Genomic DNA, 24,711 nt, shown 5'->3' on the forward strand with positions numbered 1-24,711 from the left:
AGAGAAGATAACTTCTCTGGGGTCTTAATGTTTATTGCGGTTTAGATCTTACAACCGCCGCCTTCACAATCTTCTTCCGGCACTTGAACTGCATCGCCTTGGTCGTCTTTAGCACCATCACGCGTGTTATGGTAGTAAAGCGTTTTAACACCATACTTGTATGCAGTTAGCAGGTCTTTAAGCAGCTGCTTCATTGGAACCTTGCCGCTGTCATAAACACTTGGATCATAGTTAGTGTTTGCAGAGATAGCTTGGTCAACGAATTTTTGCATGATACCCACTAAGTGTAGGTAACCGTCGTTATTGCCAATGTTCCAAAGTAGCTCGTAGTTGTTTTTAAGATTTAAGAAATCAGGAACAACTTGCTTCAGGATACCGTCTTTCGACGCTTTCACTGATACATAACCACGTGGTGGCTCGATACCGTTAGTCGCGTTCGAGATTTGAGACGAAGTCTCAGAAGGCATAAGCGCTGTTAGCGTAGAGTTACGCAGACCGTGCTCCATGATCTCTTCACGTAGCGTGTCCCAATCGTAGTGCAGAGGCTCTTCACATACTAAGTCGATATCTTTTTTATAAGTATCGATTGGCAGTAGGCCTTTCGCGTAGTTGGTCTCGTGGAAAGATGGGCAACGGCCTTGTTCTTTCGCTAGTTCAACAGACGCTTTTAGTAAGTGGTATTGAATTGTTTCAAAAGTACGGTGAGTCAGGCCATTTGCGCTGCCGTCAGAGTACTTAACACCATTCTTCGCCAGGTAGTATGCATAGTTGATGACACCCACACCTAAAGTACGACGATTCATTGTCGATTTGTATGCTGCTGGAAGCGGGTAGTCTTGGTAATCAAGCAGTGCATCAAGTGCACGAACAACCAACTCAGAAAGCTCTGCTAAGTCGTCAAGCTCGTTGATTGCGCCTAGGTTGAACGCAGACAGCGTACACAGTGCAATCTCACCTTCGTCATCTTCCACGTTAGAAAGTGGCTTAGTTGGTAGCGCGATTTCTAGACATAGGTTCGATTGACGAACAGGTGCTACTTCAGAATCAAACGGGCTGTGTGTATTACAGTGGTCAACGTTCTGAATGTAGATACGACCAGTAGAAGCACGCTCTTGCATTAGTAGAGAGAACAGTTCAACCGCTTTCACAGTTTCACGTTTCACTGAAGGATCGTTTTCGTACTTAACGTACAGCTCTTCAAAACGCTCTTGGTTTTCGAAGAACGCATCGTAAAGTCCAGGTACATCTGAAGGGGAGAACAGGCTGATGTTGCCACCTTGAACAAGACGAGAGTACATAAGCTTATTAAGCTGTACGCCGTAGTCCATGTGACGAACACGGTTCTCTTCAACACCACGGTTGTTTTTCAGTACTAATAGAGACTGAACTTCACCGTGCCATAGTGGGTAGAACACGGTTGCTGCACCGCCACGAACACCACCTTGAGAACAACATTTTACTGCTGTTTGGAAGTATTTGTAGAAAGGGATACAGCCAGTGTGGAACGCTTCACCACCACGGATTTCAGAACCAAGCGCACGGATACGACCTGCGTTGATACCAATACCAGCACGTTGAGATACGTAACGAACAATAGAGCTTGCTGTTGCGTTGATAGAATCAAGGCTGTCACCACACTCGATCAGTACGCAAGAACTGAATTGACGAGTAGGCGTACGTACACCAGACATAATTGGTGTAGGTAGAGAAATCTTAAACGTAGACGAGGCGTCGTAAAAACGTTTGATGTAATCCAGACGAGTTGATTTCGGGTATTTACCGAATAAACAAGCAGCAACTAGGATGTAAAGGAACTGAGCACTCTCGTAGATTTCTTTTGTTACACGGTTTTGCACGAAGTATTTACCTTCAAGCTGCTTGACCGCTGCATAAGAGAAGTCCAAGTCACGCTTGTGGTCGATGTACGCGTCAAGCTCGTCAAACTCAGCTTTCGTGTAGTCTTCCATTAGGTGGCTATCGTATTTACCCATATCAACCAGTTTTGCAACGTGGTCATATAGAGCCGGTGGCTCGTACTCGCCGTACGCTTTTTTACGTAGGTGGAATACTGACAGACGTGCTGCTAGATATTGGTAATCAGGAGTCTCTTCAGAGATTAAATCCGCTGCTGACTTGATGATTGTCTCATGGATGTCAGTGGTGGTGATGCCATCGTAAAACTGAATGTGAGCTTTCAATTCTACTTGTGATACAGAAACATTGTGCAAGCCTTCAGCTGCCCAAGTGATCACTCGATGGATTTTCTCTAAATCGATTGTTTCTTTGCGCCCGTTACGTTTGGTAACAGTAAGTTGTTGGTTCATTCTGCTTAATTTCCCTAACAAAACTGAACAAAGCCGTGTTTTTGTGTATTTCTGTGTAATTTTTGTAAATTACGTTTCGGCTTTGTGATCTTGGTCTACCCATACATTGTAGTTCAAACACAACATATAGGGGTCATTTGTTTGTTGGGTTACAAGATAGTGCTACAGCTTATATTTTTCAAGGTAAAGAAATGGGAGTGCTTGTGGATAAGTGGTGGATTGAAAAAAAACTGTAAGTGACCACTAACTGACGAGGTTCGATGTGACTTGATTGTATAAAAATAGCCTTTTAAGGTTGCTTTATTTTTGCGCACACATAAAAAAAAATCCCTTGATCTTTGAGCAAAATGGGCAATGGATTTTGGATGATTAAAATTAAATCTAGGTGGTCAAAATGGAAGCGAGCGCACGAAATTTAGACTGAAAAAAGTCGTAAAGTTATGTTAATTACAACTCTTTTCAATCGTCTTTTTCTAAAAGATTTTAAGCTGGGGATATTAATAGTTATTGGGTGAGATTTTGCGTGTGGACTATGTAGTTAACATCTACATTTGTGCCCAAACGATAAGTGTCCGTTAACGGGTTGTAGTGCAGTCCTGTAATCCCCAATTCTTGCAGCGGAGTGTTGTCTATCATCTTGATAAGTTCCGCTGGGCGAATGAACTTTTCGTGGTCGTGAGTACCTTCTGGGACAATCTTAAGTAGCTTTTCTGCACCTACTATAGCGAATAGGTAAGACTTAAAGTTACGGTTCAATGTCGAGAAGAACACATGGCCGCCCGGTTTAACCAACTTTGAACAAGCCGAGATAACCGACTGTGGGTCTGGTACGTGCTCTAGCATTTCCATGCAGGTAACCACATCGTAAGTTTGTGGGTTTTGCTCAGCATGATCTTCAATGGTGCTTTGAATGTAATCAAGCTTGGTGCCGGTTTCTAATGCATGCAGACGAGCGACTTCTAGCGGTTCTTTACCCATATCTAAACCAGTGACTAGCGCACCTTCAACGGCCATGCTCTCAGCCAAAATACCGCCACCGCAGCCAACATCGAGAACTTTCTTGCCAAATAGGCCTTCGGTTTTCTCTAGAACGTAATTTAGGCGCAGTGGGTTGATTTGATGTAGTGGCTTAAACTCGCCTTCTAGATCCCACCAGCGCGACGCCATGTCTTCGAATTTTTTGATTTCTGCTGGGTCTACGTTTTGTGATTTAGTCATAATCGGCATTTCCAAGTTAAATAATGCATCCATGAAATTGCAGGCATTATAACTTGCCTTTTCCTGCTGACCAGAAGATCTACAATTTTGCTAGTTTATTGAGTGTAAAGTGACCATGTTTCAGCAAGATATGACGCTGAGGTGCAATTTCTCATCAATAGATTGGCTACAAGGGTCACAAGATGGTAAAAGGAGAGGGAAAGTGATGCCTCCGTAGGTAAATTTGTGTTATATTTTTCGGTCTTATACGTATTCAAAAATACGATCTGACTATAGAGGGAAAATGGCTCTATGAGCGATCTAGCGAAAGAGATCACGCCCGTAAATATTGAAGATGAGCTTAGAGGTTCATACCTAGACTACGCGATGTCCGTCATCGTTGGTCGTGCCCTTCCAGATGTGCGTGATGGCCTAAAACCAGTACACCGCCGCGTTTTGTTCGCGATGAATGTATTAGGTAATGATTGGAACAAAGCATATAAAAAGTCTGCTCGTGTAGTAGGCGATGTAATCGGTAAATATCACCCACACGGTGATAGTGCGGTATACGAGTCAATTGTTCGTATGGCTCAGCCGTTTTCACTACGCTATATGTTAGTCGATGGCCAAGGTAACTTTGGTTCGGTTGACGGCGATTCAGCTGCGGCAATGCGTTATACCGAAGTTCGTATGTCAAAAATAGCTGGTGAGCTATTAACGGATCTTGATAAAGATACGGTTGACTTCGTTCCTAACTATGATGGAACCGAGCAAATACCAGCAGTTTTACCAACAAAAATACCAAACCTATTGGTTAACGGTGCTTCTGGTATCGCAGTAGGTATGGCTACCAACATCCCGCCGCATAACCTTGGCGAAGTTGTTGATGGCTGTTTAGCATTTATCAATAATGAAGACATCACTATTGATGAGCTAATGGACTACATCCCGGGTCCAGACTTCCCTACAGCAGCATTAATCAGTGGCCGTAAGGGCATTGTCGATGCATATAAGACTGGCCGAGGCAAAGTCTACATGCGCTCGAGAGCTGAAATTGAAACGGAAAAGAACGGTAAAGAAACTATTATCGTTACTGAAATTCCGTATCAAGTGAACAAAGCTCGTCTGATCGAGAAGATTGCAGAACTTGTAAAAGACAAGAAAGTTGAAGGCATCAGTGCACTGCGTGACGAATCTGATAAAGATGGTATGCGTATTGTTATAGAATGTAAGCGTGATGCTGTCGGTGAAGTTGTACTAAACAACCTTTACTCACAAACTCAACTGCAAACAACTTTCGGCATCAACATGGTTGCTCTGAACAACGGCCAACCACAACTTTTCAACATTAAAGATATGTTGAAGTGTTTTGTTGATCACCGTCGTGAAGTTGTGACACGTCGTACTATCTTCGAATTGAAGAAAGCGCGCGACCGTGCACATATCTTGGAAGCTCTATCTTTAGCGCTTGCAAACATTGATGAAATCATTGAACTGATCAAGAACGCACCAACACCAGCAGAAGCTAAAGTTGGTCTAGTATCTCGTGGTTGGGATCTTGGTAACGTTGCATCAATGCTTGAACGTGCTGGTACTGATGCAGCTCGTCCAGATTGGCTTGAAGACCAATACGGTATCCGTGATGGTCAATACTTCCTAACGGAAACTCAAGCGCAAGCTATTCTAGAACTTCGTCTTCACCGCCTAACTGGCCTTGAGCACGAGAAGATTCTAGACGAATACAAAGCACTTCTAGAAGAGATCGCTGAGCTAATGCATATCCTTGCAAGCACTGAGCGTTTGATGGAAGTTATCCGTGAAGAACTTGAAGCGGTACGTGATATCTATGGCGACGAACGTCGTACAGAAATCACAGCAGCGGTTCATGACATCGACATGGAAGAGCTAATCGCTCAAGAAGACGTTGTAGTAACGCTTTCTAACGCAGGTTACGTTAAGTACCAAATCCTAAGCGACTACGAAGCTCAGCGTCGTGGTGGTAAAGGTAAGAGTGCAACTAAGATGAAAGATGAGGATTACATTGAGCGTCTGCTTGTTGCTAATACTCACGATAACATCTTATGTTTCTCTACTCGTGGTAAAACGTACCGCCTGAAAGTTTACCAACTGCCTCAAGCAAGTCGCACCGCTCGTGGTAAGCCTATCGTTAACATTCTTCCTCTAGAAGAAGGTGAGCGTATTACGGCTATCCTGCCTGTTTCTGAGTTCTCTAACGAGAAATTCATCTTCATGGCAACAGGCGACGGTACCGTTAAGAAGACATCACTGGATCAATTCGCAAACGTACGTGCTAACGGCCTAATCGCAGTTAACTTACGTGACGATGATTCACTGATTGGCGTTGATATTACTGACGGTAATAGCGACATCATGCTGTTCTCGAAGTCGGGCAAAGTTGTTCGCTTTAACGAGGACAAAGTACGTCCAATGGGTCGTACTGCCTCTGGTGTTCGTGGTATGAAGCTTCCAGAAGACGATCAAGTGGTTTCACTGATTGTTCCTTCAAACGAAGGCGATATCCTAACTGTGACTCAAAACGGTTATGGTAAGCGTACTGAGCTGGCTGAATACCCAACGAAAGGCCGTGCAACGCAAGGTGTAGTATCTATCAAAGTCTCTGATCGTAATGGCCCAGTAGTTGGTGCTGTTCAGGTTGAAGAAGGCGATGAAATGATGATGATCACCGACGCAGGTACACTAGTACGTACTCGCGTTGCGGAAGTAAGCCAAGTTGGTCGTAACACTCAAGGTGTAACACTGATTCGTACTGCTGAAGACGAGAATGTTGTAGGTCTACAACGTATCGACGAAGTAGAAGAAGCGGAGATTGTTGAAGGCGAAGAAACTGAAGAAGCAAATGCTGACGCAGTAAACGCTGAAACGGCTGTTGTTTCTGAATCAAGTGAAGAGCAAGCATCTGATGCTTCTGACTCTGAAAGTGATAGCGAGCAAGACACTGAGTAATCTCGATTACGTTAAGTAATTAAGCTTACCAATGAAAAAACCGAGCCTAAGTGCTCGGTTTTTTATTGCCTGTCATTTCACTCTTTTTCTCTTCTCTTCTCTTCTCTTCTCATTTGGCTTATGGCTTATGGCTTATGGCTTATGGTTTAGGTTTTAGCACCAACCTTACCCCGTCGCTTTTATGCGAAAGTTTGATCACTAAATCTCGAACGCTAAACTTTGATCAATAACGAGGCAGGGCGAAAACGATAGAGTAGGGGGAGATCTAAATAAAAGGGATGTGGAATGGATATCTGGTTGTTGGTTGCGTTGGTACTAATGAGTCTGTTTTTGATCGCGGTCGTTATTGCCGCGAGCAACAATGGCAGCCATCTAAAAGGCAATGTGGTGATTTCTCTTACTGCAGTGGCTTTGAGCGTGCTGGTCTGGTCTCAACTGAAACAAGAGTTACCTCAACTTTCTTTGGATGATAGCAATAACTACACGGCAACAGATTTCGAAGATGAGCTTCAACAAAGCCTCAAGCAAGACCCGAATCAATCCGACTTGTGGTTTAAGCTTGGTGGTGTGTACATGCAGAAAGGGGAGTTTGATGCGGCATTCACTTGCTACGATTATGCGATTCGCTTAGACCCTCAAGCGCCTTCGGGCCTCTATGCTGCCAAAGCAACTGCACTTTATTATCTTAGCTCTCAAGCGATGAGTGATGATGTTAATGCGTTGTTGGAGCACTCAATGCAGCTTGATCCCAATGATCGTACGGCATTGATGCTGATTGCGACCGATCACTTCATCAGTATGCGCTATCAACAAGCGATCGATGCGTGGACTCAAATCTTAGATTCCAATCAGAAGGGCATTGATCGTGTCTCTATTATCCATTCGATCAACCAAGCCAAACAGATGATCCGTTAAGCTTGGCTAATTGCTAAAGAGGCGATCTTACTTAAGACCTCATTTCGAAGACTATTGGTTTTCCTGCATTTCGATTAAGCCACCAGCATTGTGGATTTGAGTAAACCCTTGAGCGTGCAAGAATTGATAAGCTTGCCCTGAACGATTGCCACTGCGGCAGTACAACACGATGGGTTGGTCTTTATCTATCTTAGCAAAGTGAGTAGCCACTTCAGAAAGAGGGTAGTTGATGGCGTTGTCTAGATGCCCTTGTTCGAACTCTGCAGGTGTTCTGACATCAACCACTAATGCGCCTTTCTCTATTAATTCCCACCCAGTCTCAGCACGCTCAGATGCGTGAACGCTTGAACTGAGTAGTGCAATACATAATGCCGAAAGCGAAAGTAAGATTTTCATTGTTTATCCCTTGAATTGGCGAGTGGATCGGGGGGGCGATATTGATGTGTATTCCCCCAAAACCTAAAAAACCAGCCACACAACAATAGTGTGACTGGTTTTTACTTAATGGTCTAATTGAAGAAACTAGTATTCGTAGTTGGCTTCACGCTTTTCAGCTTGCTCTTCCCATTTAGGAACAACCGTGTCTAAGAAGTGTTGTTTCTCAGCGTTCATCTTATCCATGTCCATTCCAAGCGCTTTTTGAGCCGCTTCTTTTGTCGAGATATCTGGAATCTCGATTGGATCGGTGATGCCTTTCTTCGCCAGTAGACGAACAATCTTAGTACGAGCATCCGCGGCGCGGTCAACGGCAGTACCTAGCACTTCTAGAGCGATTTCAGGTGCGTGCATATGAATACCGTGAGACGCGATAGCGTAGTCCCAACGCCATTGAGCGTGACGGATATCCAGTAGGATAGGTTCCATCTCTTGCTCTGTCGCACCCGCTTCCCATGCTGCGCCTGCTTCAAAGTGAGCAGCAACGATTTGTTTCTCGGCTGTCAGCTTCATGTTCAGTACTTGCGCTTTACGGCTTGAAACGATGTTACGCATGGTTTCTTTCGATTGAGTGTGACAGTTTGCACACGTATCTTCGAAGCGGTCGAATGGATTACCCACTTTATGGTCGGTATAAACGGTGCCATCTTCTTTGGTCACTTTCGGCATATGACAGTCAGCACAAACGACTTTGTTCTTACCGTGGATGCCTTCGCGCCATGTTTCGAAACCTGGGTGCTGTGCTTTCAGCATGGGTGCTTTCGATACTTTATGCGTCCAATCTTTAAAGTTGATTGCATCATAGTAACGTTCCATGTCGCCGACCGTTGTACCTTGGTCCCAAGGGAATTTCACACCTTTGGTTGGCCCTGTGAAGTAGTATTCCACGTGGCACTGAGCACAAACAGAAGCTTGTTGGTCTAAGCGGCTTTGCTCATCAAACTTTTTACCAATCGTTTCAAATGCACGCTCAACGTAAGGACGAGTCACCTTCAGTGCAGGCTCACCATTCTTAAAGCCTTCGCTTTGGGTGTCGTGACAGTCTGAACAGCCAATAGGGTTAATGATCTCGTTGCCAAGACGCGCCCATTTACCTTCAAAATAACCATCTTCACCACGCTCTTCGATAACACGAGCGACATCTGGGCTCTTACAACTCCAACACGCCATTGGCATTGGACCAGAGCTTTCGTCCGTTGGGCCGCCAGTACGAAGTGTTTGTCGTACATCGTCAATCGCATAAAAGTGACCACGTGCCTTGTTGTAATCTTTTGCGAAGCCGTAGCCAGCCCACATGATGACCATGTTGGGATCTTCTTTTAGTGCATCTTCTATGGTTTCGCTTTCTGAAGTCTGTCTCCATGAATGATATTGATCTGGGTGGTTTTGCTCGAACTGGTCGTTACGAGGATCGCCAATTTCTTTTTGTTCAGACGCAGCAAAACTGGTCGCGCTTGCTAGTGATGCGCTAACCATTAATAGTGCTGTGACCGAATTACGTATCCAATGCTTTTTCACAGTGATATCTCCAATATACTGATTCTTATACCAAGCGTTGTGAGTTTGCTATTCAAATTAAGAACTGGAGAATTCCTGTTTATATTAATTCATAAACAAACACATTTTGTTACGTGTTGGGTATAGCTTGTCTTAGATCAATTAATGGTAGTGACTTCAATCACGTTGAAGTTTATATACCCCTAAAGGGGTATTGGTTGGCAGTGTTATTAAAATTTAATTGAGAATTATTATCATATATAACAATCAATTACCTAAATTGACCATGATATAAATAGGGTGATTGCGTTCACAGATTAACCCATCCAAATTTCGTATTACCCAATTAGAGGTATATTCTAACTATAGAAAGCGTTGTGGCTTATCCAAAATAAGAATTGATATCATTTAAGCGGTAATAATATCGTTTAAGGGTACTTTTGTTTAACCGGAATATTATTTAGTTGAGAGTTAAATAATGCCGGTATAAGGAAAGGATAAAATGGGCAATATTAAATTGGCCATAGTCATAATGCTTAAATCCCTTCTAGCATTCTGCCTCTATGGTTATTCCATTCATGCTGTTGCTGAGCCTGCTGTTACGCCAGTAGGAGAATCAACAAGACATGAAGTCGAATTAATCCGCGACAAAGACTACAAGTGTGTTCAATGCCATAAAGATTCAAAAGAAACGGTATTGGGTTCACATGGTGAAAGTGCACACGCTTTGCTTGGCCGCGAAGTAAATTGTACCGACTGTCATAGTTCTATTAGCCCCGATCACCGTGAAGGTGCGCCTGAAGTGGTGAAGTATCGCGAGGCTCAATCACAACCGGGAACTGAAAAGGTTTTCCTAGACCCTAGCTTAATTTTAGATGCCAATAGCCAATGTATCGATTGTCACAAGCCTGATGATCTGCGTGAAGCGAGTTGGACTCACGATGTTCACGCGCAAAACTTAACGTGTTCAAACTGCCATGATGTTCATGCGACTGAAGCAAAGGTGTTGGGCTTAGATAAGAAGCAAACCATCAAGCTGTGTGTGGATTGCCATTCAGACTTCAACCAGAAGAAAGAAGAGGAGTAATCTATGAGCTGCTCAAGAAGAAACTTTTTAGCAGGCGCTGGTGCCGTTATTTTTACCACAGGTGTAGCGGGAACTGCGGCAGTAACAAGTCGCAAGACGCTAGCCAATGTTCAAGAAGATGGCACTAAACGTTATGGAATGATTCATGACGAAACCGCTTGTATTGGTTGTACCGCCTGTACCGAAGCATGTCGTGAAGTAAACAAAGTACCTGAAGGTGTATCGCGCTTAGAAATTATTAAGAGTGAGCCCCAAGGCGAATATCCCAATGTTGATTACCGTTTTACTCGTAACTCTTGCCAGCATTGTGATAACGCGCCGTGTGTGATGGTTTGCCCAACAGGGGCTGCCTACAAAGATGAAAAAACGGGCATTGTTGATGTCCATAAAGAGAAGTGTGTCGGTTGTGGTTACTGTTTGTTAGCGTGTCCATATCAAGTGCGCTTTTTCCATCCAGAGAACAAGTCAGCCGATAAATGTAACTTCTGTCGTGATACCAATCTAGCACAAGGGAAGTTGCCTGCTTGTGTCGAATCTTGCCCAACCAAAGCGCTGACATTCGGCGATTTAAATGACCCTAAGAGTGAGATAAACCAAGTACTTCAATCCGAGGTGGTTTACAGAGATAAAGCCTATCTAGGCACTCAACCAAAACTCTATAAAGTGCCACACCAAAAAGGGGAGATTTGATTATGAGTGCATGGGACGCAGCTTTTCAGTCTGGTACCGTGGTATGGGACTGGATTATAGCAATCTATCTATTTCTCGCGGGGATGTCGGCGGGTGCCGTAATGATCTCCATTTACCTTAAGCGCAAGGTTATTGAAGGCGATCCTGCTCATAATGGTGTGTTAAAGGCGACAGCTTTTCTTGCGCCATTTGGGATCATCTCAGGCTTGCTGATCTTGGTTTTCCACCTGACAAAACCACTGTCATTTTGGAAGATCATGATCTTCTATAATCCAACGTCTGTGATGTCGATGGGTGTGATCTTATTCCAAGTGTATATGGTGATCTTGTTCCTTTGGATCGGCATTATATTTAGAGGTCAAATTGTCGTGTTCTTGAATGACCAAACATGGTTAAAAGGACGACTCGATTTTGTTGGTAACTGGATTGGCAAATTAGAAGTGTTTGAGAATGCTCTGGAAATATTCCTAGCTGTTCTTGCTTTGATGCTTGCCGCTTATACCGGATTCTTGCTGTCAGCTTTAAATACCTTCCCACTATTGAATAACCCAGTACTGCCGATTTTGTTCTTGTTCTCGAGTTTATCTTCGGGTGCGGCGGCGTGTATTTTATTTGGTGTGTTGGTCTTTAAAGAATCACCTCATAGCCCGAGTATTTCATGGATCCACGGATTTGAACGCCCGGTTGTGATGTTTGAGTTGTTTGTTCTTATTACTTTCTTTACTGGGCTGATCTTCGCTGGCGGTCAAAGTGAACAAGCAGTATGGAACGCAATTGGCAGTGGTTTCTGGGCGAGTTGGTTCTGGTATGGCGTCATCGGTGTCGGCATGGTTTTACCGTTGTTGTTGAATGCCGTCACACCAACCTCAATCCGCCATAGCTCGGTGTATATTTTCTCCGTGACTTCGCTAAGCCTAATGGGCGTATTAATGCTGCGAACTTTTGTCCTTTATGCAGGGCAGTTAACGATAGCTTAATTTTGCTCAAGTTTATTAGTGAGCAGATGTTAGATACTAAATATCTGCTTATTAATGAACATGCTTTAAATAAACATAAGATGCGTGTTCAGATCGGCTCTGCTCAAGCGGAGCCTTATTGAGGTGATATGGTCGGTTCTTTGGGGCTGTTTAGTTTAGTGTTGGTTGCTGTACTCAGTAGCATTATTGGTGTGCATTCGTTTTATCAAATGCTAAACAAACGGACGCAAAATATAGGTTTAGTCCGCAGTTTCTCTCTTTCAAGTGCATTGTTTTCTGTCACTTCTGTCGCATTGCTTGGCTATGCCTTTGTCAGTGATGACTTCTCTATCCTCTATGTCGCTGAACATTCAAATACTCAATTACCCTCATTTTTTAAGCTTGCAGCCGTATGGGCAGGCCATGAAGGTTCCTTGTTGTTTTGGGTACTGACGATCAGCGTCTGGTCTGGCGTTATTGCCTTACAAAAACATTATTCGAATGAATACCAAAGCCGTGTGTTGTGGGTAATGAATCTACTGCTCGCGATATTTGCTTGGTTCACCTTATTCGCATCAAACCCATTTGAAATGAATTCGATTTTGCCGTTAGAAGGGCGTGACCTTAATCCAATGTTGCAAGATGTCGGTCTGATCTTTCACCCTCCATTACTTTACCTTGGCTATGTCGGCTTTTCTGTGGTGCTGGCATTTGCCGTTGCCGCTTTGCTGGTTGATCCTATTGAGTTTGATTGGGTTGCCCATTGTCGCAGTTGGTGTCTAGTCGCTTGGATTTTTTTAACCGCAGGGATCATTCTTGGCTCTTGGTGGGCGTATTACGAATTAGGCTGGGGCGGCTGGTGGTTCTGGGACCCTGTTGAAAATGCCAGTTTGTTACCGTGGCTCACTTCGACAGCCTTGCTGCATTGTTTAGGTGTTGCCAAGGGTAAACAACAGCTTCTGAAGTGGTCTCTAAGCCTTGCTTTCATTACATTTTGTTTGAGTATCTTAGGCACCTTTATTGTTCGTTCTGGCGTATTAACGTCGGTGCATGCGTTTGCGGTCGACCCGACCAAAGGTATCGCACTACTACTTATATTGATGTTGGTGCTAGTGAGCTCTTTCTCTCTTCTTATCATTAGAGGGGAGTCTTTTGAATCTAACCCGATTACTAGCTTCGCCAGTAAGAGCTTTTTAAGCCTAGTTGCGGTACTCATTTTTGTACTGGCGACCGCTGTTGTGGTGTTTGGTACATTTTATCCAATGGTCTTTGAGCTGCTTGGGCTGGGTAACATATCGGTGGGCGCGCCATACTTTAATCTGTTGATTGCGCCTTTGGCTTTACTCGCACTTGGCGTGGTTGGCTTAGCCCCATTGTTGAGTGTTAAACCTCAAGCAACCAAAGGTGTTATTTCACTGTTAGCTCTGGTGTCGTTGGCATTGGGTTACGTTTGTTATTCTTGGCAAGTGGAACAAGTCCAACGACAAGTGATGGCTCTGATGACATGGTCACTCGCATTTTGGGTTTTACTCACTCATGTTTATGGCCTAGCGGTAACGCGCAGTTCCAAGTTCCAACAAAAAGTCTGGGTGATGACCTTTGCCCATGTCGGTGTCGCGGTCTTAGCTGTAGGTGCTGCAATGAACAGTTACCACTCGTTTGAGCGCAGCTATAAATTAAGCCCAGATGAACAGGTGGAGTTTATGGACTGGACGCTTGCTCATGAAGATACAGAGCTTTATGTCACCTCAAACTTTACCGCTGAAAAGGCGATACTTAAGCTAGATACTGGCGAGCAAAGTTTTTCTATTTCGCCGGAAAGAAGACATTACCAAGTTCGAGTGATGAACATGAGCGAGCCCGCAATGAAATGGTTCTGGCATGGCGATGTGTATATCACCATGGGTGAGAAAGTTGACGCTACCGCTTATGCATTTCGAGTTCAGTACAAAGCGTATGCTCGTTGGATATGGTTTGGTGGGTTGTTCTCAATTCTAGGTGCTGTGCTTTCACTGACCAATCGTAAAAAGAAAACCGTTAAGGCTGCACAGTATGCATATCAGCGTTCGTAATAAACTCATTGCTCTATTTTCAGTGGCTGTTGCTTTGGTCGTTGCATTTTCATATGCGCTCGACAATAAGCAACAAACGACCAGCGTTTCAGAGCAAAAAAGGGCTTTCCCTGAATTTACGGCAGAAAAACTCGTTACTGATGAGTCATTCGATTCTGAAGCATTAAGCTCTGAAATATTAAGTTCTGAAACGGCTAAGCTTACGCTTTCTGATATTACTCAACATCCTTACCAACTGGTCAATGTATGGGCTTCATGGTGCGGAATATGTAAAACCGAGCACGCTTTTTTACTCGAACTGCAGAAGAAAGGCATTCCAATTGTGGGTCTCAATTATCGAGATAACCCTGGGGCAGCGCTCAATGTATTGTCCAACGATGGCAACCCATACTCAACTGTGATCAGTGATCCTCAAGGGAAGTTGGCTTTAGAGCTGGGCGTAATCGGTACTCCTGAGACGTATTTAGTCGATGCTGAAGGCCAAATAGTGAAGAAGTTGCTAGGTGTGATTAATGAATCGGTTTGGCGTAAAGAACTCGCTCACTATTTTAAAGGTACAAATGGATGATGAAGTTCCTACTCAACATAGTGCTCATACTTAGCGCTGCTATTGTCGTCAACTTCCCTGTATTAGCTGAGGATTTGTTTACGGCGAGTGATAAAGATACAAGCATTCAGGTAGAGTTATTTGAGTTTGAAAGCCCTAATCAACAACAGCGTGCTATTAGTTTGGCAAAATCGCTGCGCTGTCCACAATGTCAGAATCAAAATTTGATTGAGTCGAACTCTCCCATAGCAAAAGATTTACGCCTTGTTGTATTCAATATGGTGAAAGCAGGGAAGAGTAACAATGAAATCACTCAGTACATGACAGAAAGGTTTGGTGAATTTGTGCTTTATAAGCCAGCAATGAGTGTTTCAAACATATTACTTTGGTTGTTACCGAGCCTATTATTTCTTTTGTTTGTATATTTATCAGTAGCGAGTGTTAGGAATGACTCATAAAAATTGTGTATTACTGTTTACCAATTGAGCTGTATTTTGTAATATTAACGGATTATAAAGGCTAAGCACTGTTATATAAGGATGTGTTTGTGGATAACGTAATCTCAAATTTAAAAAAAGAGTTCTATACTCATGTCCGTTCTGATAAATGGGCAGAAAAATACAGTGCAAAGTCGAGCATCTCTACACTGACACAAGAAGAGTTAAGTGAATTAGAGAATGCTTGGGTGCAGCTTGTTATCTGGAAGCAAACTCAACTAAGCTGATCGTTCCGCAAAAAGTGTAGTCTTAGCCGCAATTGATTGATTTATAACCCCATGTTGGTCATCCCAACGTGGGGTTTTTTGTTACCCAGAAAATTAATTGTTATAATATAACAATTTGTACGTGGTCGACCTTGAAAAAAATTGTTAACAGCCTCATAGTGTCTATCATTAGATAGTTAGCTACAAAATATTGCCTAGACATATAGTGTAGTGTTGTTAAATACATCGAATTTTCAAGTGAGTATAGCTATGGCGGAAGTGCGTGCCAGAATAGATTTCAAAGTAGGGGTAACAAGCAGTATTGATGCTGAACTTCTGTCTTTTCATGGATTGAAAACAGATAAAGAGCATGTTGCTGTGATATTTAAATCAGCGGATAAGACACAAGACATACCTCTTGTTCGTATGCACTCTGAGTGCCTGACTGGTGATGTTTTTCATTCTTCTCGCTGTGACTGTGGTGAGCAGTTAGATGAAACCATCAGAATTATGGGTGAGACGGGGGGAGTGATTCTTTACTTACGGCAAGAAGGTCGTGGTATTGGTTTGTATAACAAAATCGATGCGTACCGTCTGCAAAGCGAAGGCATGAACACCTATGAAGCGAATAACCACCTAGGTTTTGGTGATGATTTACGCGACTTTACCGAAGCGGCAGAAATGCTTCGCGCTTTAGGAACCACAAAAATCCGCTTGGTTACTAACAACCCTAAGAAGATCAATGAGCTGAAATCTTTCGGTATTGAGATTGAAGAAGTGGTGAATACTTCTGCACATATCAAGTCGGGAAATGAGAGTTACCTGAAGGCGAAAGTCTCACACGGTAAGCATAATCTGGATATTTGATAAGCTTCCTTTTATTGCTATAGCACAAAAGTATTTAAAGACCTCACAAATGTGAGGTTTTTTTGTATTTATCTTGCAATAAAATTGTAAGTTTGTATTATTCAAATCTGTAGTGTAAATGATAATGGTTTGCACTATTACTACGAATAATAATTCAAAGCTCAACAAGGATGCTTCATGACCATTAAATCTTTAGTGACAAAAGCCGTAACTTCGTCACTCATTTTTGCCTCTGCTTCTTCTTTTGCAGCAGTAACTCAAGATCAAGTTGTAGAACATTACGCCGATATTGCTCATGCAGTGTTTGCAGATTCAGTAATTACAGCAAAAGCGTTGAACTCTTCTATTGATACCTTCTTAGCTTCTCCTTCTGCTGGCAATTTCGAACAAGTAAAGCAAGCTTGGCTAGACTCTCGTGTACCTTACCAACAGTCTGAAGTATTTCGCTTTGGTAACGTTGTTGTAGATGATTGGGAAGGCCAATTAAATGCATGGCCGCTAGATGAAGGCCTTATCGATTACGTTTCGACTGATTACCAATATGAACTTGGTAACGAAGGCGCTAGCGCAAACATCGTTGCAAATAAGACTTTCCAAATTGGTCAGACAACAGTAGACGCAACTAACATTACTCCAGAGCTAATTGCAGACCTGAACGAGATCGGTGGTTCTGAAGCGAACGTAGCGTCTGGCTACCACGCGATTGAATTCCTACTTTGGGGCCAAGATTTAAACGGTACTAACAGCGGTGCAGGTGAGCGTGCTTACACTGATTTCGTTGTTGGTGCTGAGTGTACTAATGGTAACTGTGACCGTCGTGGCGCATACCTAAAAGCATCAGCTGAACTACTTATCCAAGACCTAGAGTGGATGGAAAAGCAGTGGGCTGAAGGCGAGAAAGGCAACTACCGTCAAGAGCTTCTTTCTGAATCTAGCGAGAACGGCCTACGTAAAATGCTATTTGGTATGGGCTCACTATCTCTAGGTGAACTAGCGGGTGAGCGTATGAAAGTTGCACTAGAAGCAAACTCTACTGAAGACGAGCATGATTGTTTCTCGGATAACACGCATAACTCTCACTACTACAACGAGCAAGGTATCTACAACGTATACACTGGCTTGTACAAGCGTGAAGATGGTTCTCTACTTTCTGGTCCTAGCCTGTTTGACCTAGTAGAGCAAAAAGACGAGCAAGCGGCGAAAGAGATTCAAAAGCAGTTTGACCTAGCACGTGCGCAAGTTGGTCAACTTGTTGTGTCAGCAGAGAAAAATAACCAGCACTTCGATCAGCTAATTGCTGCTGACAACGCTGCAGGTAACGCGCTAGTAAACAAAACAATTGTTGCGCTAGTGTCTCAAACCGCTGCAATCGAGCGTGCTGCTGGTGTTATTGGCATTGATAGCCTAAACCCAGACACAGCGGATCACGAGTTCTAAGAACCCGAGGCCAAATCAATGTAAGGGCTCTTATTGAGCCCTTAATTGTTTGTTATTCAAAAAAGTTACTCTCTAATAAAAACTAAAATCAAAAACACAGCAAGGCAATGTATGAAGTCGTATCTATCAGCCTCACTATTAACCGCACTGTTTTTCTTATCTCCGTTGCACGCCCATGAAACCTACTCTGGTGGAAAAACCACAGTAAAGAAAGAGGGCGCGAACGCTTTTTCTCTTCCTGCAGCCAACCTTCCAATGAGCAAACGCTTGGATTTCAGCGTAGGTAACAGCTTCTTTAGAAACCCTTGGGTTCCTGCGCCGTCATCAACCGATGCGCGTGATGGATTAGGTCCATTGTTCAATACCAACGGTTGTCAAAACTGTCACATCAAAGATGGTCGTGGTCATGCGCCTGAAAAAGGTGACCAGAACGCGGTTTCATTGTTGGTCCGCTTAAGTATCCCTGCTGAAACGCCAGAGCAGAGACAAGCCTTCATTCGTGATGGTGGTATTCCTGAACCAACTTACGGCGGCCAGTTACAAGATTTCGCGCTTCAAGGTGTAAAACCCGAGGGCAAAGTGAACATCAGCTACACCGATGTTCCTGTTGAATTCAAAGACGGTACAGTCGTTACTTTGCGTAAACCAATTTTAAAGATTACTGATCTTGCCTTTGGCGAGATGCATCCTAAAACTGAGTTTTCAGCTCGTGTTGCGCCGCCAATGATTGGCCTTGGTTTACTTGAAAGCATCCCGCAAGAAACGATTCTCGGATTTGCTAAACAGCAGTTGGCCGACAAGCAAGGTGTTTCAGGCAAAGCGAACTACGTTCTTGATGTTCAAACTAACGAAATGGCGTTGGGTCGATTCGGTTGGAAAGCTGGCCAGCCAAACCTAATGCAGCAAAATGCGGCGGCGTTTAACGGTGATTTGGGCTTAACGAGTCGCTTATTCCCGAATGAAAACTGCACATCAGCGCAATCAACCTGTGATGATTTCCCAAATGGTGGCGAGCCAGAAGTCAGCGACAATATTCTAGATTTTGTTGAGTTCTATTCGCAGCATTTAGCGGTCCCTATTCGTCGCAACGTCGACAACCCAGCCGTCGTGCAAGGTAAAAAATTATTCAAAGACGTTGGTTGTCAGAGTTGCCACCAAGCTGAAATTCGCACAGCAGAGCGTGAAGGGTTACCTGCGTTGTCTAAGCAATTAATCAGTCCGTATACCGATATGTTGTTGCACGATATGGGGGAAGGCTTAGCCGACAATCGCCCTGAATATCTTGCCAATGGCCAAGAGTGGCGTACGACGCCATTATGGGGATTAGGCTATACCAAAGAAGTGAATGGTCATACGTTCCTGCTTCATGACGGTCGCGCAAGAAACGTTATGGAAGCGGTACTTTGGCACGGTGGTGAAGCAGAAATGGCGAAACAAAACGTTCTGTCTTTGAATGCCACTGAGCGTGAAGCACTACTGGCGTTTTTGAATTCGCTATAGTCGGTCTGAGATTCAGACATTCAAAGATCGAGTTAACCCAAAGAACACAACCGCTGAACGTGTAGGAATACGAGTTCAGCGGTCGTTTGGTATTTAATGAACTCATATAATTAAAAGAAAAATTAGGAAGTAAGGTAACAGCATGACGCATAAATTTTTGTTAATGCCTTTGTCGGTATTAATCATGGCAGGCTGCCAATCATCGGGTGAGCAAGCTGCTTCATCTGAGGTTAATGGTGTTTCTTATCAAGCAGATACGACCGATCACATCAGTCGCAGTGTCTATCAACAAGAGTTTGATTCTGCCGTCCTATTCGCCAAGCAAGCCAATGAGCTAGAAGTCTTGATGCAGGGTTACTGCCAAACTAATGATGTTGAGTTAGATGCTTTGAAAAGTCAGTGGCAGCTCACCATGAACAGTTGGATGGCACTGCAAGGACAAGAAAGAGGCCCAACTGCGGCACTTGAAGAGAGCTGGAATATTCAATTTTGGCCTGATAAGAAGAACACCACCGGTCTTAAAATGCGTCAATTGACTCAGCAGGATAAAGCATGGTCTCAAGACGAAATCGCACAGCAGAGCGTGACCGTTCAAGGGCTGGGTGCGTTGGAATGGTCGCTTTATGACGAGCAATCGTCACTGCTTCAAGACAAAGCACTAGGCTGCCAATCATCACAAGCGATTACTGAAAACTTAGCGATTAAGTCATCTTCGATTGCACAGGCATGGCAGGTTAACCCTTGGCTAGCGTTAGACGAGACTCGTTGGGAGTCCGAATACATCGCTTTATTGACCAACCAACTTGATTACAGCATGAAAAAGCTGAGTCGTCCGATGGCTAAAATCGGTCATCCGCGTCCTTACTTCTCAGAATCATGGCGTGCACAAACTTCGATGACTCAACTAAAAGCGAATGTAGCAGCACTTCAGAATTTGTACCTAGCCGATGGCAATGGCCTAGACGGCTTGTTGAGAGAGAAGGGCTTAAATGACCTTGCTGACCGTGTTGCTGACCAGTTCACGCTAACGTTAGATACTTGGCCTACAGACTCAAGTTTGTTCGAGTTGCTGCAGAGCAAAGAGGGCTATCGAAATGTGCTGACTCAATACAACAAACTAGAACGTTTGAAGTACCTGATTCATGAAGAAGTGGCAATAGAGCTTGGCGTGGTAATAGGATTTAATGCTACCGATGGTGACTGATACTACACGAAGAACGCTACTCAAGGCTGCACTGGGTTGTGCTGCTGTACCTGTACTTCCGTTTGGCTGCGCTAGTCGCTCTGGCGCCGCAAGCACATCTAATGATCCTCAACTGATCGGCTGTGCGCTTAATGGTCGTGGCCAATATTCAGCGGTTGTGGCTGACGAATATGGTATGCCGTTGAGTCAACTGCCGATCCCAGATCGTGGGCATGGCGTCGCAATTTGCCCAACATCATCACATGCGGTGGTTTTTGCTCGTCGTCCTGGTGACTATTTTATGGTGTTTGACTATAAAAATGGTCAGCAGATCAAGATGGTTGTGAAAGGTAACAATCGCCACTTCTATGGTCATGGCGTTTACTCATTAGATGGCAAGTTACTGTATGCCACGGAAGGGAAAACCGACAGTAGCCAAGGTGTGATTGGTGTTTACGATGTCTCACAAGGCTATCGTAAGGTCGAGGAGTTCACGGGCTTTGGTATCGGCCCTCATGAAGTGATCATCATGCCGGATGGTAATCTCGCGATTGGTGTTGGCGGCGTTCATACTGACGGTAGAACACCGAAAAACTTGAATTCAATGCAACCGAGTTTAAGTTATGTTTCACCTGAAGGTGCGCTGCTTGATCAGGTTGAATTGCTAGACAAGAAGCTGAGCATTCGACACTTAGCCCATGATGGTGCTGAAACCGTACTATGTGGCCAGCAATATCGTGGTGAACCAGATGAGTATCCTTCGCTGTTGGCGATGCATACCAAAGGCGGACAGTTTGAATCACTGAACGCGGAACCAGAGCAATGGGCAAGGTTCAATCACTATATCGCCAGTATTGCGGCGTCAGATGATTGGATTATTGCGACTTCGCCAAGAGGCAACTGTTATGGTATTTGGTCCAAAGAGACTAAAGAGTTAGTGGAACTCTCTGCGTTGTCTGATGCTTCTGGCGCAGTGCTACTTGATGGTGAGTTTCGACTCAGCTCTGGAGCGGGCAGTGTGGTGAGCCAACGCAAGCCTTATAAAAAATCCAGTCAGCAATCATCCGTCCAGTGGGATAACCATTGGAGTGCAATCTAGTTCATAAAACTCCTTAAAAAATAACATGCTTACTCCTATTTCTTTGCCATACTTATGAGATGATTGGTGATGGGGTTAAGCATGTTAGCAAAATACTTCTGTGGATTATTGGTGTTAGTTTCTGTGCATGCATGGAGCTATACGAGTTCTGACGAGAGCCGATTTATTCCGGCTGATTCAGAGCTCTCTTTTATGCTGATTTATCCAGAGCTTACCCAAAGTATTTATCAAGACTCATCTCTTCCAATTTTGTGGGATTCGCCTGAACTTGTTAAGGCGTTTGAATTTCAATTGTCGCTTCTCGAACAAGCTCAAATGGCACCACTCTTCGATCGACAACTCAAGCAAATTCGTCACTATCAATCCCATGCTCAATGGCAAGAGTTGGACATATTACTCACCGATACTTTTATCTACTACCTGAGCTACGTTGAAAATGCGCCGCTTGCAGGTAAAGAGTGGTACTTCTCGGGCAAGCTGCATTCCAAATTACCAGCGCCTTCTCCGCATATCCTGATGAGATTAAAAAGCAGCGTCGCCAATGATTACTTATTGGAGATGGTGTTGTCTTACGCGCCGCCTGTTGGGGATTTTGACCAATTCAAAGCAACCTATTCGGTGTTAGAAACCGCCTCTGAACTCAATATTGAACGATATAGACAGAAAGGTTTGAAGCGCTTGGGTGACGAGCTTTCAGACAAAACGGTTCTTGTTGAGCGTATTGCTTTGGTCGGTGTTGATACTTCGATGATCGCGGTCGATTTTCCTGAGTTCGATCGAGATCTGCAAACGGCGATTAAATCTTTCCAGCGCATGCACGGCCTTACAGACGATGGGATCGTCGGGCCAGATACGATCAAATGGATCAACATGAGCTTTGATGATCGATTGACTTCATTGGCTCTGAATGCCGAACGTGTTCGTTTGTGGCCTAGAGACAGAGACTCTCTCATCGTCGTCAATGTCCCTAGTTTTGATATGAAGTATTGGGAAGATGGCGAAGAGGTCTTTGAGTCCAAAGTCGTGGTGGGCAGAAAGTCGCGAAAAACACCACTTTTAGAGATAAATCTCGATTCGGTCATCCTAAACCCGACTTGGAATGTGCCATGGAAAATCATGGTCAAAGACATCTTGCCTAAGGTGAAAGCGGACGAAAGCTATCTAGATACACACAACTTCCAAGTGATTGATGGTTGGCGCACTATGGAGACGGTCGATACCACTGAGATCGATTGGCAGACCATCAATTTCAATTCTTTCCCATATCGCATGCGTCAGCAGGCAGGCTCGCGCAATGCATTAGGTTTGTATAAGTTCAACACACCTAACAAGCGAGCGATCTATCTGCACGATACGCCAAGTAAAGGTCTGTTTAATGACGACTTCCGTGCTTATAGCTCCGGCTGCATACGTGTTGAACATGCAGAGGAGTTGGCTGAGTTGTTGTTTGCTACCCAGGTAAGGAAAGTACCTAACCAAAGTGATGACCTTGCTCCTAATACTAAGGTGCGACTCAAGAAGCGAATCCCCGTACATATCATTTATCAAACCGTATTGTTTGAAGAAGGGGGCATACAGTATCGTGGTGACATCTATCAATATGATAAAGAGGGTGGTTAATTATCAGTGAAGCCAATAAGGGTGATCTTGACCAAAAAATGACAACCAAGCTTCTATTGATAAAATTATAATGTGGATCAATAACTAACCGTGCAAAGGTTACAAATACTAACCTTTTGGGCGGTTTTTGTACGTTGACGCAGCAATTACCATTATGTATCGTGCATTTTTCGTTCGATCTAATTGGTTTTTTTGCTGTATGTCTCAAAGTTTATTTTCACGCCGTCAGTTTCTGACTTACGCTGGTGGTACCGCTGTTGTCGCCTCAATTACTCCTTCTATCGCTTTTGCTTCATACCCTGATCAACCAAGAACGATTAGCATGAACAATCTTCACACTGGTGAACGATTAGAGACCTGTTATTTCGATGGCACTAACTATGTTGGTGACGAGATGGCACGCCTCAGCAAATTATGTCGCGATTTCCGCCGTAATGAAATTCACCCAATGGATAAGAACCTGTTTGATCAGATCACTCAGATTCAAAATGTCTTAGGTATTCAAAAAGAAGTTCAAATCATCTCTGGTTACCGCTCTCCTGCGACCAATGAAGCATTGCGCTCTAAGTCGAGTGGCGTAGCTAAGAAGAGCTACCACATGTTGGGTAAAGCGATTGATTTCCGTATTGATGGCGTCAACCTAAAAGAATTAAGAGACGTAGCCAAAAGCCTGAACGCGGGTGGTGTCGGTTATTATGCACGTAGCAACTTTATCCATATCGATACTGGCCCAGTTCGCAGCTGGTAGCGCTAGGCTTAGATTGCGAGCGAAACGGTAGGGACTTGTCAAAGTAGACATCCAATGTCATAGTTTGCCCAAATTTCAGTTTGCCCTTTAAGGTTTGTATATGTCTCTCAAGTATCAAGTTGTCCCTGTTACCTCTTTCTCTCAAAACTGCTCAATTGTGTGGTGTGATGAGACAATGGAAGGCATCGTTGTCGATCCGGGCGGTGACGTTCAACAGTTGGCTGCGATCATTGAAGAGCTAGGTGTTAAAGTGGTGAACTTGGTACTGACGCACGGTCACCTAGACCATGTGGGCGGCACTGTACCGCTTGCTGAGATCTTGAACGTGAACATTGTTGGCCCGCATAAAGCCGATAACTTTTGGCTTCAAGGTCTAGAGAATCAAAGCCAGATGTTTGGTTTCCCACTGTGTAAAGCCTTTGAACCAAACACATGGTTGGAAGAGGGCGACAAAGTGACTTTTGGTAACCAAGTTATCGATGTGATTCACACGCCGGGTCATACTCCGGGTCACGTCGTGCTATTCAGTGAGCAAGCGCGTATGGCGTTTGTTGGTGATGTTTTATTTAACGGTGCTATTGGTCGCACGGATTTCCCGCAAGGCGACTTCAACACGCTAATTGCTTCAATCAAGACTAAGCTTTGGCCGCTAGGCAGTGATGTAACATTCGTACCGGGTCATGGTCCTGAGTCAACATTTGGCCGTGAGCGCGCATCAAATCCATTCGTTGCCGACGAGATGCCTATTTATTAATTAAATCTTTGATTTAATATAAGAACGATTGAAAATGAAGCTTAGCTTTTGTTATGGAAGCTAAGCTTTTTTATTGCGTGCGGTTTTACTTTTAA

Annotated in this window: 21 protein-coding genes; 17 read left to right on the plus strand and 4 right to left on the minus strand. The window is 44.0% G+C overall.

Translation table 11 applies throughout. The annotated features are described in order from the left end of the window. Window positions 1-41: 41 nt before the first annotated feature. A complete protein-coding gene (gene nrdA, locus AB6E08_RS08685; protein WP_372063420.1) occupies window positions 42-2,324 on the minus strand; it encodes a class 1a ribonucleoside-diphosphate reductase subunit alpha in 2,283 nt (760 codons plus the stop codon). A 504-nt stretch (window positions 2,325-2,828) separates the two neighbouring features. Then, window positions 2,829-3,575, minus strand: a complete 747-nt coding sequence (gene ubiG, locus AB6E08_RS08690; RefSeq protein ID WP_065680458.1) for a bifunctional 2-polyprenyl-6-hydroxyphenol methylase/3-demethylubiquinol 3-O-methyltransferase UbiG — start codon at window positions 3,573-3,575, stop codon at window positions 2,829-2,831. Between the two features lie 258 nt (window positions 3,576-3,833). Between ubiG and gyrA the strand changes: the two genes are divergently transcribed. Beyond that, window positions 3,834-6,506: a DNA topoisomerase (ATP-hydrolyzing) subunit A gene (gyrA, locus tag AB6E08_RS08695; protein WP_017103442.1), complete on the plus strand. Its 2,673-nt coding sequence runs from the start codon at window positions 3,834-3,836 to the stop codon at window positions 6,504-6,506. A gap of 285 nt (window positions 6,507-6,791) precedes the next feature. Then, the gene (locus tag AB6E08_RS08700; RefSeq protein ID WP_017106650.1) at window positions 6,792-7,421 is read left to right on the plus strand and encodes a tetratricopeptide repeat protein; all 630 of its coding nucleotides are present in this window, start codon (window positions 6,792-6,794) and stop codon (window positions 7,419-7,421) included. A 51-nt stretch (window positions 7,422-7,472) separates the two neighbouring features. Here the strand turns inward: AB6E08_RS08700 and AB6E08_RS08705 are convergent, their stop codons facing one another. Continuing rightward, window positions 7,473-7,817, minus strand: a complete 345-nt coding sequence (locus AB6E08_RS08705) for a rhodanese-like domain-containing protein (protein ID WP_017106651.1) — start codon at window positions 7,815-7,817, stop codon at window positions 7,473-7,475. A 126-nt stretch (window positions 7,818-7,943) separates the two neighbouring features. Then, window positions 7,944-9,374 (minus strand): ammonia-forming nitrite reductase cytochrome c552 subunit, encoded by a 1,431-nt coding sequence (gene nrfA, locus AB6E08_RS08710; protein WP_372063417.1) that lies wholly within the window; start codon window positions 9,372-9,374, stop codon window positions 7,944-7,946. A 481-nt stretch (window positions 9,375-9,855) separates the two neighbouring features. Here nrfA and nrfB point away from each other — a divergent pair, with 481 nt between their 5' ends. The 15 genes from nrfB to AB6E08_RS08785 all read left to right on the plus strand — a co-directional run bounded on the left by nrfB (window position 9,856) and on the right by AB6E08_RS08785 (window position 24,616). Next, window positions 9,856-10,440 carry a cytochrome c nitrite reductase pentaheme subunit gene (gene nrfB, locus AB6E08_RS08715; RefSeq protein WP_004733372.1) on the plus strand — a complete coding sequence of 195 codons (585 nt, stop codon included), beginning with the start codon at window positions 9,856-9,858 and terminating at the stop codon, window positions 10,438-10,440. A gap of 3 nt (window positions 10,441-10,443) precedes the next feature. Then, complete coding sequence (gene nrfC / locus AB6E08_RS08720) at window positions 10,444-11,130, plus strand: cytochrome c nitrite reductase Fe-S protein (protein ID WP_372063415.1); 687 nt, start codon at window positions 10,444-10,446, stop codon at window positions 11,128-11,130. A 2-nt stretch (window positions 11,131-11,132) separates the two neighbouring features. Further along, entirely contained in the window at window positions 11,133-12,107 is a 975-nt protein-coding gene (gene nrfD, locus AB6E08_RS08725) for a cytochrome c nitrite reductase subunit NrfD (protein WP_372063413.1), read from the plus strand. Between the two features lie 128 nt (window positions 12,108-12,235). Further along, window positions 12,236-14,158: a heme lyase CcmF/NrfE family subunit gene (locus AB6E08_RS08730; protein ID WP_372063411.1), complete on the plus strand. Its 1,923-nt coding sequence runs from the start codon at window positions 12,236-12,238 to the stop codon at window positions 14,156-14,158. After that, window positions 14,139-14,726, plus strand: a complete 588-nt coding sequence (locus tag AB6E08_RS08735; protein WP_372063409.1) for a DsbE family thiol:disulfide interchange protein — start codon at window positions 14,139-14,141, stop codon at window positions 14,724-14,726. The genes AB6E08_RS08730 and AB6E08_RS08735 overlap by 20 nt, the downstream gene beginning before the upstream one ends. Then, a complete protein-coding gene (locus tag AB6E08_RS08740) occupies window positions 14,723-15,163 on the plus strand; it encodes a cytochrome c-type biogenesis protein (RefSeq protein WP_102258308.1) in 441 nt (146 codons plus the stop codon). Before AB6E08_RS08735 ends, AB6E08_RS08740 begins: the two co-directional genes overlap by 4 nt. Window positions 15,164-15,252: 89 nt before the next feature. After that, on the plus strand, window positions 15,253-15,429 hold the full coding sequence (locus AB6E08_RS08745) for a hypothetical protein (RefSeq protein ID WP_009848837.1): 177 nt from the start codon (window positions 15,253-15,255) through the stop codon (window positions 15,427-15,429). A 249-nt stretch (window positions 15,430-15,678) separates the two neighbouring features. Beyond that, on the plus strand, window positions 15,679-16,275 hold the full coding sequence (gene ribA / locus AB6E08_RS08750; protein ID WP_009848836.1) for a GTP cyclohydrolase II: 597 nt from the start codon (window positions 15,679-15,681) through the stop codon (window positions 16,273-16,275). A gap of 177 nt (window positions 16,276-16,452) precedes the next feature. Next, window positions 16,453-17,712 carry an imelysin family protein gene (locus AB6E08_RS08755; protein ID WP_009848835.1) on the plus strand — a complete coding sequence of 420 codons (1,260 nt, stop codon included), beginning with the start codon at window positions 16,453-16,455 and terminating at the stop codon, window positions 17,710-17,712. A 111-nt stretch (window positions 17,713-17,823) separates the two neighbouring features. Then, the gene (locus AB6E08_RS08760; protein ID WP_372063406.1) at window positions 17,824-19,212 is read left to right on the plus strand and encodes a di-heme oxidoredictase family protein; all 1,389 of its coding nucleotides are present in this window, start codon (window positions 17,824-17,826) and stop codon (window positions 19,210-19,212) included. Window positions 19,213-19,354: 142 nt separating this feature from the next. Then, on the plus strand, window positions 19,355-20,416 hold the full coding sequence (locus AB6E08_RS08765) for an imelysin family protein (protein WP_102258311.1): 1,062 nt from the start codon (window positions 19,355-19,357) through the stop codon (window positions 20,414-20,416). Further along, window positions 20,406-21,494 carry a DUF1513 domain-containing protein gene (locus tag AB6E08_RS08770; RefSeq protein ID WP_371728327.1) on the plus strand — a complete coding sequence of 363 codons (1,089 nt, stop codon included), beginning with the start codon at window positions 20,406-20,408 and terminating at the stop codon, window positions 21,492-21,494. Before AB6E08_RS08765 ends, AB6E08_RS08770 begins: the two co-directional genes overlap by 11 nt. Window positions 21,495-21,575: 81 nt before the next feature. Then, window positions 21,576-23,114, plus strand: a complete 1,539-nt coding sequence (locus tag AB6E08_RS08775; RefSeq protein ID WP_372063404.1) for a murein L,D-transpeptidase — start codon at window positions 21,576-21,578, stop codon at window positions 23,112-23,114. A 199-nt stretch (window positions 23,115-23,313) separates the two neighbouring features. Then, entirely contained in the window at window positions 23,314-23,862 is a 549-nt protein-coding gene (locus AB6E08_RS08780) for a YcbK family protein (RefSeq protein ID WP_004733385.1), read from the plus strand. Between the two features lie 100 nt (window positions 23,863-23,962). Next, window positions 23,963-24,616, plus strand: a complete 654-nt coding sequence (locus tag AB6E08_RS08785) for an MBL fold metallo-hydrolase (RefSeq protein ID WP_029223976.1) — start codon at window positions 23,963-23,965, stop codon at window positions 24,614-24,616. Window positions 24,617-24,711 lie beyond the last annotated feature (95 nt).

Origin of the sequence: Vibrio sp. 10N.247.310.24, from assembly GCF_041467175.1 — a bacterium.
Classification (GTDB): Bacteria; Pseudomonadota; Gammaproteobacteria; order Enterobacterales; family Vibrionaceae; genus Vibrio; species Vibrio tasmaniensis_A.

Bases quoted from the DNA above. Each gene is read 5' to 3' on its own strand.
- nrdA (WP_372063420.1), bottom strand. From the start codon at position 2,324: ATGAACCAACAACTTACTGTTACCAAACGTAACGGGCGCAAAGAAACA.
- ubiG (WP_065680458.1), bottom strand. From the start codon at position 3,575: ATGGATGCATTATTTAACTTGGAAATGCCGATTATGACTAAATCACAA.
- gyrA (WP_017103442.1), top strand. From the start codon at position 3,834: ATGAGCGATCTAGCGAAAGAGATCACGCCCGTAAATATTGAAGATGAG.
- AB6E08_RS08700 (WP_017106650.1), top strand. From the start codon at position 6,792: ATGGATATCTGGTTGTTGGTTGCGTTGGTACTAATGAGTCTGTTTTTG.
- AB6E08_RS08705 (WP_017106651.1), bottom strand. From the start codon at position 7,817: ATGAAAATCTTACTTTCGCTTTCGGCATTATGTATTGCACTACTCAGT.
- nrfB (WP_004733372.1), top strand. From the start codon at position 9,856: ATGGGCAATATTAAATTGGCCATAGTCATAATGCTTAAATCCCTTCTA.
- nrfC (WP_372063415.1), top strand. From the start codon at position 10,444: ATGAGCTGCTCAAGAAGAAACTTTTTAGCAGGCGCTGGTGCCGTTATT.
- nrfD (WP_372063413.1), top strand. From the start codon at position 11,133: ATGAGTGCATGGGACGCAGCTTTTCAGTCTGGTACCGTGGTATGGGAC.
- AB6E08_RS08730 (WP_372063411.1), top strand. From the start codon at position 12,236: ATGGTCGGTTCTTTGGGGCTGTTTAGTTTAGTGTTGGTTGCTGTACTC.
- AB6E08_RS08735 (WP_372063409.1), top strand. From the start codon at position 14,139: ATGCATATCAGCGTTCGTAATAAACTCATTGCTCTATTTTCAGTGGCT.
- AB6E08_RS08740 (WP_102258308.1), top strand. From the start codon at position 14,723: ATGATGAAGTTCCTACTCAACATAGTGCTCATACTTAGCGCTGCTATT.
- ribA (WP_009848836.1), top strand. From the start codon at position 15,679: ATGGCGGAAGTGCGTGCCAGAATAGATTTCAAAGTAGGGGTAACAAGC.
- AB6E08_RS08755 (WP_009848835.1), top strand. From the start codon at position 16,453: ATGACCATTAAATCTTTAGTGACAAAAGCCGTAACTTCGTCACTCATT.
- AB6E08_RS08760 (WP_372063406.1), top strand. From the start codon at position 17,824: ATGAAGTCGTATCTATCAGCCTCACTATTAACCGCACTGTTTTTCTTA.
- AB6E08_RS08765 (WP_102258311.1), top strand. From the start codon at position 19,355: ATGACGCATAAATTTTTGTTAATGCCTTTGTCGGTATTAATCATGGCA.
- AB6E08_RS08770 (WP_371728327.1), top strand. From the start codon at position 20,406: ATGGTGACTGATACTACACGAAGAACGCTACTCAAGGCTGCACTGGGT.
- AB6E08_RS08775 (WP_372063404.1), top strand. From the start codon at position 21,576: ATGTTAGCAAAATACTTCTGTGGATTATTGGTGTTAGTTTCTGTGCAT.
- AB6E08_RS08780 (WP_004733385.1), top strand. From the start codon at position 23,314: ATGTCTCAAAGTTTATTTTCACGCCGTCAGTTTCTGACTTACGCTGGT.
- AB6E08_RS08785 (WP_029223976.1), top strand. From the start codon at position 23,963: ATGTCTCTCAAGTATCAAGTTGTCCCTGTTACCTCTTTCTCTCAAAAC.